Annotated in this window: 8 protein-coding genes; all 8 read right to left on the minus strand. The window is 66.8% G+C overall.

Annotation, left to right across the window (positions count from 1 at the left end; genetic code table 11):
* Positions 1–67 precede the first annotated feature (67 nt).
* The 8 genes from panD to rpoB all read right to left on the minus strand — a co-directional run bounded on the left by panD (position 68) and on the right by rpoB (position 13,755).
* Entirely contained in the window at positions 68–493 is a 426-nt protein-coding gene (panD, locus tag ACZ4Z1_RS05610) for an aspartate 1-decarboxylase (RefSeq protein WP_468485261.1), read from the minus strand.
* 197 nt (positions 494–690) lie between these two features.
* Complete coding sequence (gene tuf, locus ACZ4Z1_RS05615) at positions 691–1,884, minus strand: elongation factor Tu (protein WP_031003027.1); 1,194 nt, start codon at positions 1,882–1,884, stop codon at positions 691–693.
* Between the two features lie 155 nt (positions 1,885–2,039).
* Positions 2,040–4,160: an elongation factor G gene (gene fusA / locus ACZ4Z1_RS05620; protein WP_468485262.1), complete on the minus strand. Its 2,121-nt coding sequence runs from the start codon at positions 4,158–4,160 to the stop codon at positions 2,040–2,042.
* A gap of 39 nt (positions 4,161–4,199) precedes the next feature.
* Positions 4,200–4,670 (minus strand): 30S ribosomal protein S7, encoded by a 471-nt coding sequence (gene rpsG / locus ACZ4Z1_RS05625; RefSeq protein ID WP_030017001.1) that lies wholly within the window; start codon positions 4,668–4,670, stop codon positions 4,200–4,202.
* Between the two features lie 2 nt (positions 4,671–4,672).
* On the minus strand, positions 4,673–5,044 hold the full coding sequence (gene rpsL / locus ACZ4Z1_RS05630; protein WP_003948652.1) for a 30S ribosomal protein S12: 372 nt from the start codon (positions 5,042–5,044) through the stop codon (positions 4,673–4,675).
* A gap of 410 nt (positions 5,045–5,454) precedes the next feature.
* Positions 5,455–5,931 (minus strand): DUF1707 and DUF4190 domain-containing protein, encoded by a 477-nt coding sequence (locus tag ACZ4Z1_RS05635; RefSeq protein WP_468485422.1) that lies wholly within the window; start codon positions 5,929–5,931, stop codon positions 5,455–5,457.
* Between the two features lie 316 nt (positions 5,932–6,247).
* Positions 6,248–10,147 carry a DNA-directed RNA polymerase subunit beta' gene (locus ACZ4Z1_RS05640; RefSeq protein WP_468485423.1) on the minus strand — a complete coding sequence of 1,300 codons (3,900 nt, stop codon included), beginning with the start codon at positions 10,145–10,147 and terminating at the stop codon, positions 6,248–6,250.
* A 125-nt stretch (positions 10,148–10,272) separates the two neighbouring features.
* A complete protein-coding gene (gene rpoB, locus ACZ4Z1_RS05645; RefSeq protein ID WP_468485263.1) occupies positions 10,273–13,755 on the minus strand; it encodes a DNA-directed RNA polymerase subunit beta in 3,483 nt (1,160 codons plus the stop codon).
* Positions 13,756–14,035: the final 280 nt, after the last annotated feature.

The raw sequence follows: 14,035 nt of genomic DNA on the forward strand, positions 1-14,035 counted from the left end.
GGTGCCCACTCGGCCTTCAGCCGGGCCCAGCGCAGCAGCCCCGCGCGCGGGCGTACCAGTCCGCCCCTCACACCCCCCGCACAACCGCCCCGGGGCTCCGCTCCGCCGTGCCCCCCGGCACCGGCTCCGAAGCATCCGCCCCTACGCCGACGATCCGGTTCTCCGCGTCCACGTGGACGACGCGCGGCCGCAGCGTCCTGGCCTCCGCATCGTCCACCTGGGCGTAACTGATGAGGATCACCAGGTCGCCGGGGTGGACGAGGTGCGCGGCGGCACCGTTGATGCCGAGGACGCCTGAGCCGCGTTCGCCCTCGATGATGTACGTCTCCAGGCGGGCGCCGTTGGTGATGTCGACGATGTGGACCAGTTCGCCGGGCAGCAGGTCGGCGGCGTCCAGGAGGTCGGCGTCGACCGTCACGGAGCCGACGTAGTGCAGGTCCGCCTGGGTGACGGTGGCGCGGTGGATCTTGGACTTGAACATGGTGCGCAGCATGGCGTCACTTCCGGAAGAAGGGTCGCGTCCCCGAACGGAGTACGCGCCGACCCGCACATGCTAGGCAGCCGGAGGAGGAAGGAGAAGGGCCTGCCCGCGATACGGCCCCGGACAAGCGAGAAGCCCCGCTCACCCGAAGGTGAGCGGGGCTTCTCCGATCGCTCGGAAGAGCTGCCGGGTTACCCCGACCGTCAGAGTTACTTGACGATCTTGGTGACCTGGCCGGCGCCGACGGTCCGGCCACCCTCACGGATGGCGAACTTCAGGCCCTCCTCCATGGCGACCGGCTGGATCAGCTGGACCGACATCTCGGTGTTGTCGCCCGGCATGACCATCTCGGTGCCCTCGGGGAGGGTCACGACGCCGGTCACGTCCGTGGTACGGAAGTAGAACTGCGGGCGGTAGTTGTTGAAGAACGGGGTGTGGCGGCCACCCTCGTCCTTCGACAGGATGTACGCCTGCGCCTCGAACTCCGTGTGCGGGGTGACCGAGCCCGGCTTGATGATGACCTGGCCGCGCTCGACGTCCTCGCGCTTGATGCCGCGGAGCAGCAGACCGACGTTCTCACCGGCCTGACCCTCGTCCAGCAGCTTCCGGAACATCTCGATGCCGGTGACCGTGGTGGTGGTCTTCTCGGTCTTGATGCCGATGATGTCGACGGTCTCGTTGACCTTGAGGACACCACGCTCGATACGACCGGTGACAACGGTGCCACGGCCGGTGATCGTGAAGACGTCCTCGATCGGCATCAGGAACGGCTTGTCGACGTCACGCTCGGGCTGCGGGATCGACTCGTCGACCGCGGCCATGAGCTTGAGGACGGACTCGCCCCACTCCTTGTCGCCCTCGAGCGCCTTGAGCGCCGAGACCTTGACGACCGGAACGTCGTCGCCCGGGAACTCGTACTCCGAGAGGAGCTCACGGACCTCGAGCTCGACGAGCTCCAGGATCTCCTCGTCGTCCACCATGTCGGCCTTGTTCAGGGCGACCACGATGTAGGGCACGCCGACCTGGCGGGCCAGGAGCACGTGCTCCTTGGTCTGCGGCATCGGGCCGTCGGTCGCCGCGACCACGAGGATCGCGCCGTCCATCTGGGCGGCACCGGTGATCATGTTCTTGATGTAGTCCGCGTGACCGGGGCAGTCAACGTGGGCGTAGTGACGGTTCTCCGTCTGGTACTCGACGTGCGCGATCGAGATGGTGATACCGCGCTGGCGCTCCTCGGGCGCCTTGTCGATCATGTCGAAGGCCGAGGCCTCGTTCAGGTCCGGGAACGCGTCGTGCAGCACCTTGGTAATGGCGGCCGTGAGGGTCGTCTTACCGTGGTCGATGTGACCGATGGTGCCGATGTTGACGTGCGGCTTAGTCCGCTCGAACTTCGCCTTCGCCACTGGGTCCTCCTGAAGTGGTTCTGTACGCCTTACTCATCGGCGCCAGGTGATCTTTGCTGGGATGCCGGCCGCCGGGGCCCCCTCGCGGGTGGCGGGGACGGGCCCCGGCAGACGGTGTCAAGCCTAAAGCGTCTTACGACTCGTGCGAGCCGCTACTACTCGCCCTTGGCCTTCGCGATGATCTCCTCGGCGACGTTCCGCGGAACCTCGGCGTAGGAGTCGAACTGCATCGAGTAGCTTGCGCGACCCGAGGTCTTGCTGCGGAGGTCTCCGACGTAGCCGAACATCTCCGAGAGCGGAACCAGGCCCGTGACGAGCTTGGCACCGCTGCGGTCCTCCATGGACTGGATCTGACCGCGGCGCGAGTTGATGTCGCCGATGACGTCACCCATGTAGTCCTCGGGCGTCGTCACCTCGACCTTCATCATCGGCTCCAGCAGGGCCGGGCTGGCCTTGCGGGCGGCCTCCTTGAAGGCCATCGAACCGGCGATCTTGAAGGCCATCTCGGAGGAGTCGACCTCGTGGAACGCACCGTCGAGCAGGGTCACCTTGACACCGGTGAGCGGGTAGCCGGCGAGCACGCCGAACTCCATCGCCTCCTGGCAGCCGGCGTCCACGGACGGGATGTACTCCCGCGGGATGCGGCCACCGGTGACCTTGTTCTCGAACTCGTAACCGTCGCCCTCCAGGGGCGCGATCGCGATCTGCACCTTCGCGAACTGGCCGGAACCACCAGTCTGCTTCTTGTGCGTGTAGTCCAGGCGCTCGACGGGCTTGCGCAGCGTCTCGCGGTACGCGACCTGCGGCTTGCCGACGTTGGCCTCGACCCGGAACTCGCGCTTCATACGGTCGACCAGCACGTCGAGGTGCAGCTCGCCCATACCCGCGATGATGGTCTGGCCGGTCTCCTCGTGCGTGGAGACCTGGAAGGACGGGTCCTCCTCGGCGAGACGCTGGATGGCGACACCCAGCTTCTCCTGGTCGCCCTTGGACTTGGGCTCGATGGCGACCTGGATGACCGGGGCCGGGAACTCCATCGACTCCAGGATGACCTGGTTCGACGGGTCGCAGAGGGTCTCACCGGTGGTGGTCTGCTTCAGACCCATGACGGCGACGATGTCACCGGCACCCACCGACTCGATCTCCTCACGCTTGTTCGCGTGCATCCGGTAGATCTTGCCGATGCGCTCCTTCTTGCCCTTCACCGAGTTGGTGACCTGCGAGCCGGCCTCGAGGCGGCCCGAGTACACCCGGATGAAGGTGAGCTTGCCCAGGTGGGGGTCGCTCGCAATCTTGAACGCCAGAGCGGCCAGCGGCTCCTCCTCGGAGGGGCGGCGCTTGATGACCTCTTCCGCGTCGTTGACGGCGTGGCCCTCGATGGCCTCGACGTCCAGCGGCGACGGCAGGTAGCGCACGACCGCGTCGAGCAGGGGCTGCACGCCCTTGTTCTTGAACGCGGTGCCGCAGAAGACCGGGGTGACGGTGGTGTCGCCGCCCTTGCCGGAGTTGATGGTGATGCGGCGGATCGCCGCGTGCAGCTGCTCCACGGTGGGCTCCTGGCCCTCCAGGTACAGCTCCATCATCTCTTCGTCGTTCTCGGCGACGGCCTCGAGCAGCTTGCCGCGCCACTCGTCGGCGGCCTCGGCGTGCGTGGCCGGGATGTCGACGGTGTCGTACATCTCGCCCTTGGCGGCCTCGGCGGACCAGACCAGCGCCTTCATGGAGACGAGGTCGATGACGCCCTTGAAGTCCGCCTCGGTGCCGATCGGCAGCTGCATCACGATCGGGGTCGCGCCCAGGCGGTCCACGATCATGTCGACGCAGCGGTGGAACTCCGCACCGGTGCGGTCGAGCTTGTTGACGAAGCAGATACGCGGAACGCCGTAGCGGTCCGCCTGGCGCCAGACGGTCTCGGACTGCGGCTCAACACCGGCAACGCCGTCGAACACCGTCACGGCACCGTCGAGCACGCGCAGCGACCGCTCCACCTCGACGGTGAAGTCGACGTGGCCCGGGGTGTCGATGATGTTGATGGTGTGATCGACGTCGTTCAGCGGCCAGTGGCAGGTCGTCGCGGCAGACGTGATCGTGATGCCGCGCTCCTGCTCCTGCTCCATCCAGTCCATCGTGGCAGCGCCGTCGTGGACCTCACCGATCTTGTAAGAGACACCGGTGTAGAACAGGATCCGCTCGGTGGTGGTCGTCTTGCCCGCGTCGATGTGGGCCATGATCCCAATATTGCGGACCTTGGCCAGGTCAAGCGAAGTGGTGGCCATAGTGGCTCAATCTTCTCTCGGTCTCGATGTGGGTAGCGACTACCAGCGGTAGTGCGCGAAGGCCTTGTTGGACTCGGCCATCTTGTGCGTGTCCTCGCGCTTCTTGACCGAAGCGCCGAGGCCGTTCGAGGCGTCCAGCAGCTCGTTCATGAGGCGCTCGGTCATGGTCTTCTCACGACGGGCGCGAGAGTAGCCCACGAGCCAGCGCAGCGAGAGCGTGGCGGCACGGCCGGGCTTGACCTCGACCGGGACCTGGTAGGTCGCGCCACCGACACGGCGGGACTTGACCTCGAGGGTCGGCTTGATGTTCTCCAGCGCGCGCTTCAGCGTGATGACCGGGTCGTTGCCGGTCTTCTCACGCAGACCCTCCATGGCGCCGTAGACGATGCGCTCGGCGGTGGAGCGCTTGCCGTTCAGCAGGACCTTGTTGATGAGGGAGGTCACCAGAGGAGAGCTGTAGACCGGGTCGATGATGACCGGGCGCTTCGGGGCGGGGCCCTTACGAGGCATTCTTACTTCTCCTTCTTGGCGCCGTAGCGGCTGCGAGCCTGCTTGCGGTTCTTGACGCCCTGCGTGTCGAGGGAGCCGCGGATGATCTTGTACCGAACACCCGGCAGGTCCTTCACACGGCCGCCACGCACGAGCACGATCGAGTGCTCCTGCAGGTTGTGGCCCTCACCCGGAATGTAAGCGGTGACCTCGATGCCGCTGGTCAGACGCACACGTGCGACCTTACGCAGGGCCGAGTTCGGCTTCTTCGGGGTGGTCGTGAAAACACGCGTGCAGACGCCGCGGCGCTGGGGCGAACCCTCCAGTGCGGGCGTCTTGTTCTTCTCGACCTTGTCCTGCCGGCCCTTGCGGACCAGCTGCTGGATCGTAGGCACCGTTTCTCCGGTTTCTGTGTGCCAGTCTCGGTAAAGCTAACCTGGAACAGTCCCCGACCCACGCGGTCGGGTGTGTCGAATACTGCAGACCCCTCGCTGGAACGAGGACGGCGGCAGATTGCGGTGTCGAGACCCGGCTTCCGTACGGACGAGTGCACGCACGGCAGCCTGAGGACACCCCAGGCACAAGGTCAGAGCGTACCTACCGCATGGGCTGCGGTCAAAACAAATGCACACGCGAAGGACACGCCGGACTCCCCCGGCGCTGCGGCCACCGTAGTGGGATCAGAGGCCGTACGGAAGAAGGCTCCACCGACGCCGCACGAGCCGTGACGGCCGTCGTACGGCCTGCGGAGCCGCCCCCGACAGCCCCCGCGCCGCCGATGTCCGCGCACTCCGCAGCCGCGCCCTCAGGTGCGCGCCACACCCACCAGGATCATGAAGATGAAGAACAGCAGCCAGCCGCTGATGCCCAGCCATCCCAGCACCAGCCCGGCGACCGCCTGACCGTCCCCGCGCTCCCCCGTCCGGCGGATCTCGGCCCGCGCCTTGTGGCCCAGGATGACCGCGGGTATCGACGTCAGGCCCCACGTCATCGGCGTCAGGATGCCGCAGACCAGTGCGCCGGTCGCCGAACCGTTGGTCGGCGCCAATACCGGCTGCATGGGCATGAACGCCGGCGGCACCGCCGGACGCGGCGCGAACTGCGACTGCGGCACCGGCCCCTGCGGCAGGTCCGCCACCAGCAGCTGCAGCTCGGCGTGGGTCTGCGCCTGGTACGCGCGGCCGATGCGCTGCTCGTACTCCTGCTGCGGAAGCCGCCCCTCGGCGAAACCGGCCTTCAGCACGTCCACCGCACGCTCGCGGTCGGCATGCGAAGCGCGCATCGCCGGAACCTGGCCGGGGCCCTGGGCCGGCTGCCCGTCTTGCCACGGCGCCGGCTGTCCACCCTGCCACGGCTGGAACGCCACTCTCAGCACCTCCCCCACATTCGGCAGTACCCCCATCATTCAGTACGCACGAGGAGACCGCACGGTTCCCCGGCAACCAGTCCGCGGTGCGCCACCGTCCCGCCCCGGCCACCACGGACGGGTCCAGGAAGCCGTCGCAGGGCCCGAACGCCGCAGGGCGGCCACCCCGAGGGGTGACCGCCCTGCCGCTCACAGCGCGTGTCCGGTACGGCCGCTCACGGCCGCCGGGCCCTTACTGGTTGTACGGACCGTAGTCGTAGTCCTCCAGCGGGACCGCCTGGCCGGAGCCGGTGCCGAAGGGCGAGTAGTCGATGTCGTCGTAACCGACGGCCGAGTACATCGCGGCCTTGGCCTCCTCGGTGGGCTCCACCCGGATGTTGCGGTAGCGGGACAGACCCGTACCGGCCGGGATGAGCTTACCGATGATGACGTTCTCCTTGAGGCCGATCAGGGAGTCCGACTTGGCGTTGATCGCCGCGTCGGTCAGGACCCGGGTCGTCTCCTGGAAGGACGCCGCCGACAGCCAGGACTCGGTGGCCAGCGAAGCCTTGGTGATACCCATCAGCTGCGGACGGCCGGAGGCCGGGTGGCCGCCTTCCTGGACCACACGACGGTTCTCGCTCTCGAACTTCGTGCGCTCCACCAGCTCGCCCGGCAGCAGCTCCGCGTCGCCGGACTCGATGATCGTCACACGGCGCAGCATCTGCCGGATGATGATCTCGATGTGCTTGTCGTGGATCGCCACGCCCTGGTTGTTGTAGACCTTCTGGACCTCGCCGACCAGGTGGACCTGGACGGCCCGCTGGCCCAGGATGCGCAGCACGTCGTGCGGGTTGACGGCACCTACGGTCAGCGCCTGGCCGACCTCGACGTGGTCACCCTCGCCCACCAGCAGACGGGCACGCTTGGAGACGCCGTAAGCCGTCTCGTCGCTGCCGTCGTCCGGCGTGACGATGACCTTCTTGGTCTTCTCGGTCTCCTCGATGCGGACGCGGCCGGCCGCCTCCGAGATCGGGGCGACACCCTTGGGCGTACGGGCCTCGAAGAGCTCGACGACACGCGGCAGACCCAGGGTGATGTCGTCACCGGCCACACCACCGGTGTGGAAGGTACGCATCGTCAGCTGGGTGCCGGGCTCACCGATGGACTGGGCGGCGATGATGCCGACCGCCTCACCGATGTCGACCAGCTTGCCGGTGGCCAGCGAGCGGCCGTAGCAGTAGGCGCAGGTGCCGACCGCGGACTCACAGGTCAGGACCGAGCGGGTCTTGACCTCCTCGACGCCGTGCGCGACCAGCTGGTCGATGAGCACGTCACCGAGGTCCACGTTGGCCGACGCGATGACCTTGCCGTCCACCACGACGTCCTCGGCCAGCATCCGCGCGTACACGGAGGACTCGACGTCGTCCGCCTTGCGCAGCACACCGTCCGCACCCTTGCTCGCGATCCGGAGCTTGAGGCCGCGCTCGGTGCCGCAGTCCTCCTCGCGGATGATGACGTCCTGGGAGACGTCCACGAGACGACGGGTGAGGTAACCCGAGTCGGCGGTACGCAGCGCGGTGTCCGCGAGACCCTTACGGGCACCGTGGGTGGAGATGAAGTACTCCAGCACGGACAGACCCTCACGGAACGACGCCTTGATGGGTCGCGGGATGGTCTCGTTCTTCGCGTTCGACACCAGACCACGCATACCGGCGATCTGCCGCATCTGCATCATGTTTCCTCGGGCACCCGAGTCAACCATCATGAAGATGGGGTTGGTCTTGGGGAAGTTGTCGTTCATCGCCTCGGCGACCTCGTTGGTCGCCTTGGTCCAGATGTTGATCAGTTCCTGAGTGCGCTCGTCCTTGGTGATCAGACCGCGCTCGTACTGCTTCTGGACCTTCTCGTCCTGGGCCTCGTAGCCCTGGACGATGGCCTTCTTGGCCTCCGGCACGACGATGTCCGAGACCGCGACGGTGACACCGGAACGGGTCGCCCAGTGGAAACCGGCCGCCTTCAGGTTGTCGAGCGTCGCCGCCACGATGACCTTCGGGTAGCGCTCGGCCAGGTCGTTGACGATCGCGGAGAGCTGCTTCTTGCCCACCGAGTAGTCGACGAACGGGTAGTCCTCGGGCAGCAGCTCGTTGAAGAGCGCGCGGCCCAGGGTCGTGCGGAGCCGGAAGCTGTCACCCTGCTGCCACTCGGGCTCACCCTCCTCCTGCGCCGGCGGGGTCCAGCCGCGGGGCGGGACGGTGCCGATCGGGAAGCGGATGTCGACCTTCGCCTGGAGCGACAGCTCCCGGTTGTCGAAGGCCATGATCGCCTCGGCGACCGAGCCGAAGGACCGGCCCTCACCGATGACCTCGCGCTCCGCCTCGTCGGTGGTGAGGAAGAACAGGCCCAGCACCATGTCCTGGGTCGGCATGGTGACCGGACGGCCGTCGGCCGGCTTGAGGATGTTGTTCGAGGACAGCATCAGGATGCGGGCCTCGGCCTGCGCCTCCGCGGACAGCGGCAGGTGCACGGCCATCTGGTCACCGTCGAAGTCCGCGTTGAACGCGGTGCACACGAGCGGGTGAATCTGAATGGCCTTGCCCTCGACCAGCTGCGGCTCGAAGGCCTGGATGCCGAGGCGGTGCAGGGTGGGCGCACGGTTCAGCAGGACCGGGTGCTCCGCGATGACCTCTTCGAGGACGTCGTAGACGACCGTGCGGCCGCGCTCGACCATCCGCTTGGCGCTCTTGATGTTCTGCGCGTGGTTCAGGTCGACCAGGCGCTTCATCACGAACGGCTTGAAGAGCTCCAGCGCCATGGCCTTCGGCAGACCGCACTGGTGCAGCTTGAGCTGCGGACCGACGACGATCACGGAACGCGCGGAGTAGTCCACACGCTTGCCGAGCAGGTTCTGACGGAAACGGCCCTGCTTGCCCTTCAGCATGTCGCTGAGGGACTTCAGCGGACGGTTGCCGGGGCCCGTGACCGGGCGACCACGACGGCCGTTGTCGAAGAGGGCGTCGACCGCCTCCTGGAGCATGCGCTTCTCGTTGTTCACGATGATCTCGGGCGCGCCGAGGTCGAGAAGCCGCTTCAGGCGGTTGTTGCGGTTGATCACACGGCGGTACAGGTCGTTCAGGTCGGAGGTCGCGAAGCGGCCACCGTCCAGCTGCACCATCGGACGCAGGTCCGGCGGGATGACCGGGATGCAGTCCAGCACCATGCCGTTGGGGCTGTTGCGGGTCTGCAGGAACGCGGAGACGACCTTCAGGCGCTTGAGCGCACGGGTCTTCTTCTGGCCCTTGCCGGTGCGGATGATCTCGCGGAGCTTCTCGGCCTCTTCGTCGAGGTCGAAGGACTCCAGGCGCTTCTGGAGCGCGGCCGCGCCCATGCCGCCCATGAAGTACGTGCCGAAGCGGTCACGCAGCTCGCGGTAGAGCAGCTCGTCGCCCTCCAGGTCCTGGACCTTGAGGTTCTTGAAGCGGTTCCACACCTCGTCGAGGCGGTCGATCTCGCGCTGCGCGCGGTCGCGCAGCTGCTTCATCTCGCGCTCGGCACCCTCGCGCACCTTGCGGCGCACGTCGGCCTTGGCGCCCTCGGCCTCCAGCTCGGCCAGGTCGGTCTCGAGCTTCTTGGCGCGGGCCTCCAGGTCGGCGTCGCGGCGCTGCTCGATCTGCTGGCGCTCGACGGAGACGTGCGCCTCCAGCGAGGGCAGGTCGCGCGTACGGCGCTCCTCGTCCACCCACGTGATCATGTAGGCGGCGAAGTAGATGACCTTTTCCAGGTCCTTCGGGGCGAGGTCGAGCAGGTAGCCCAGCCGCGACGGAACGCCCTTGAAGTACCAGATGTGCGTGACGGGAGCGGCCAGCTCGATGTGGCCCATCCGCTCACGGCGCACCTTGGCGCGAGTGACCTCGACGCCACAGCGCTCACAGATGATGCCCTTGAAGCGGACACGCTTGTACTTGCCGCAGTAGCACTCCCAGTCCCGGGTGGGGCCGAAGATCTTCTCGCAGAAGAGGCCGTCCTTCTCGGGCTTGAGGGTGCGGTAGTTGATGGTCTCCGGCTTCTTGACCTCACCGTGGGACCACTGTCGGATGTCGTCCGCGGTCGCCAGGCCGATCCGCAGCTCGTCGAAGAAGTTGACGTCGAGCACTGTCGTCAATCCCTCTTTCAGGGTCGTGCCCTTCGCGTAAGCGAAAAAATGGGCTCTACATCATGGTCTGTACGGGTCCGGGGCGACCGGGGCTCCTTGGGGGGAAGGAGCCCCGGCCAGGCCCGTCAGACCTCTTCGACGCTGCTCGGCTCGCGCCGGGACAGGTCGATACCGAGCTCCTCCGCGGCGCGGAAGACATCCTCGTCCGTGTCGCGCATCTCGATGGACATGCCGTCCGAGGACAGCACCTCCACGTTCAGGCAGAGCGACTGCATTTCCTTGATGAGCACCTTGAAGGACTCGGGAATGCCGGGCTCGGGGATGTTCTCGCCCTTGACGATCGCCTCGTAGACCTTCACGCGGCCGGTCACGTCGTCGGACTTGATGGTCAGCAGCTCCTGGAGGGCGTACGCGGCGCCGTAAGCCTCCAGCGCCCACACCTCCATCTCACCGAAGCGCTGGCCACCGAACTGGGCCTTACCACCCAGCGGCTGCTGGGTGATCATCGAGTACGGACCGGTCGAACGGGCGTGCAGCTTGTCGTCGACCAGGTGGTGGAGCTTCAGGATGTACATGTACCCGACCGAGATCGGGTCCGGGAACGGCTCACCGGAACGGCCGTCGAACATCCGGGCCTTGCCGGTGTCCTTGACCATCCGCTCGCCGTCGCGGTTCGGCAGCGTGGAGTCGAACAGACCAGCGAGCTCGTCCTCGCGCGCACCGTCGAAGACCGGGGTCGCGACGTTGGTGCGGGGCGCGACCTCGTCGGCGCCGATCGCCTGGAGACGCTTCTGCCAGTCGGCGTCGCCCTCGACCTTCCAGCCCTGGCTGGCGAGCCAGCCGAGGTGGATCTCCAGGACCTGTCCCGGGTTCATTCGGGACGGGACACCCAGCGGGTTGAGGATGATGTCGACCGGGGTGCCGTCCTCCAGGAACGGCATGTCCTCGACCGGCAGGATCTTGGAGATGACGCCCTTGTTGCCGTGGCGGCCGGCGAGCTTGTCACCGTCGGTGATCTTGCGCTTCTGCGCCACGTAGACGCGGACCAGCTGGTTCACGCCCGGAGGCAGCTCGTCGCCCTCCTCGCGGTCGAAGACGCGGACGCCGATGACCTTGCCGATCTCGCCGTGCGGGACCTTCAGCGAGGTGTCACGGACCTCACGGGCCTTCTCACCGAAGATCGCGCGCAGCAGGCGCTCCTCGGGGGTCAGCTCGGTCTCACCCTTGGGCGTGACCTTGCCGACGAGGATGTCGCCGGCGACGACCTCGGCACCGATACGGATGATGCCGCGCTCGTCGAGGTCCGAGAGGACCTCCTCGGAGACGTTCGGGATGTCCCGGGTGATCTCCTCGGGGCCGAGCTTGGTGTCCCGGGCGTCGACCTCGTGCTCCTCGATGTGGATCGAGGACAGGACGTCGTCCTGCACGAGGCGCTGCGACAGGATGATCGCGTCCTCGTAGTTGTGGCCCTCCCACGGCATGAACGCCACGAGGAGGTTCTTGCCGAGCGCCATCTCGCCCTGGTCCGTGGAGGGACCGTCGGCGAGCACCTGGCCCACGACCACGCGGGCGCCCTCGTCCACGACGACCTTCTGGTTGAAGGAGGTGCCCTGGTTGGAGCGGGTGAACTTGGCGACGCGGTACGTGGTGTACGTGCCGTCGTCGTTGGCGACGGTGATGTAGTCCGCGGAGACCTCCTGGACCACACCGTCCTTCTCGGCCTTGATGACGTCACCGGCGTCGACCGCGCAGCGGTACTCCATGCCGGTGCCGACCAGCGGGGCCTCCGCCTTGATCAGCGGCACGGCCTGGCGCATCATGTTCGATCCCATGAGCGCGCGGTTGGCGTCGTCGTGCTCCAGGAAGGGGATCATGGCGGTCGCGGCCGACACCATCTGGCGCGGCGAGACGTCCATGTAGTCCACGTCCTCGCGGGCGGCGAGGTCGACCTCACCACCGCGGCGGCGGCACATGACGCGGCCCTCGGCGAACTCCATGTCCTCCGTGAGCGGCGCGTTGGCCTGCGCGATCAGGAAGCGGTCTTCCTCGTCGGCGGTCAGGTAGTCGACCTGCTCGGTGACCCGGCCGTCGACGACCTTGCGGTACGGCGTCTCGATGAAGCCGAAGACGTTGACCCGGCCGTACGAGGCGAGCGAACCGATCAGACCGATGTTCGGGCCTTCGGGCGTCTCGATCGGGCACATGCGGCCGTAGTGCGAGGGGTGCACGTCACGGACGTCCAGGCCGGCCCGCTCACGGGAGAGACCGCCGGGGCCCAGCGCCGACAGACGGCGCTTGTGGGTCAGACCCGACAGCGGGTTGGTCTGGTCCATGAACTGGGACAGCTGGCTGGTGCCGAAGAACTCCTTGATGGAGGCGACGACCGGCCGGATGTTGATCAGGGTCTGCGGCGTGATCGCCTCGACGTCCTGGGTGGTCATGCGCTCGCGCACGACGCGCTCCATACGGGCGAGACCCGTACGGACCTGGTTCTGGATCAGCTCGCCGACGTTGCGCAGACGGCGGTTGCCGAAGTGGTCGATGTCGTCGGTCTCGACGACGATCTCCGTGCCGTTCTCGCCGATCGTCTCGGTCTCGCCCGCGTGGAGCTTCACCAGGTACTTGATCGTGGCGATGATGTCGTCGGTGGTCAGCACGCCGGCGTCCAGCGGCTCGTCGCCGCCGAGCTTCTTGTTGACCTTGTAGCGGCCGACCTTCGCCAGGTCGTAGCGCTTGGGGTTGAAGTAGAGGTTCTCCAGCAGCGTCTGCGCGGCCTCGCGCGTCGGCGGCTCGCCCGGACGCAGCTTGCGGTAGATGTCGAGCAGTGCGTCGTCCTGGCCCTGGGTGTGGTCCTTCTCCAGGGTGGCGCGCATCGACTCGTACTCGCCGAACTCTTCAAGGATCTGCTCGGTCGTCCAGCCGAGGGCCTTGAGGAGGACGGTCACGGACTGCTTGCGCTTACGGTCGATGCGCACGCCGACCATGTCGCGCTTGTCGATCTCCATCTCGAGCCAGGCACCCCGGGACGGGATGATCTTGGCCGTGAAGATGTCCTTGTCGGACGTCTTGTCGATCTGGCTGTCGAAGTAGACGCCCGGCGAGCGGACCAGCTGCGAGACGACGACACGCTCGGTGCCGTTGATGCAGAAGGTGCCCTTGTTGGTCATGAGCGGGAAGTCGCCCATGAAGACCGTCTGGGACTTGATCTCGCCGGTCTCGTTGTTGGTGAACTCAGCCGTGACGAAGAGCGGAGCCGCGTACGTGAAGTCGCGCTCCTTGCACTCGTCGATGGAGTTCTTCGGGGGCTCGAATCGGTGGTCGCGGAACGTCAGCGACATCGACCCGGAGAAGTCCTCGATCGGGGAGATCTCTTCGAAGATCTCCTCCAGACCGGACTTGGTGGGGACGTCCTGACCACTTTCCAGCGCAGCCTCGACGCGACCCTTCCATGCGGCATTGCCGAGCAGCCAGTCGAAGCTTTCGGTCTGCAGCGCAAGGAGGTTCGGAACCCCGAGGGGCTCCTTGATCTTCGCAAAAGAGATGCGCAGCGGGGCGGTGCTGTCGCCGTTGTTCGTATTGGCAGTCGAGGCGTTGCGCGAGGCGGCCAAGAGGGGGTCCTTCCGAGGGCTCGGACTCACTACGCGCGTACCGGTCCCGGACCGAACACAGCCGGAGGAAAGGCCCAGGTCAGGGCGGATCAGTCGGCATTGCTCGGGCTCGGGTATGCCCCTGGTGACGGGCAGGGAGCAGCTAACAGGCAGCGCAAAGGGTCAGTGTAGCCACTCGGCACACTGATGTCCAGAGCGAGATTCCGGAGACCGGTTCAGCACCGTGATACCGATCTTCTCCCTCCAGGAGGCGGCACCCTCCGTGACGGAGGTACCCCTC

The organism is Streptomyces sp. NPDC030165 (assembly GCF_055573595.1).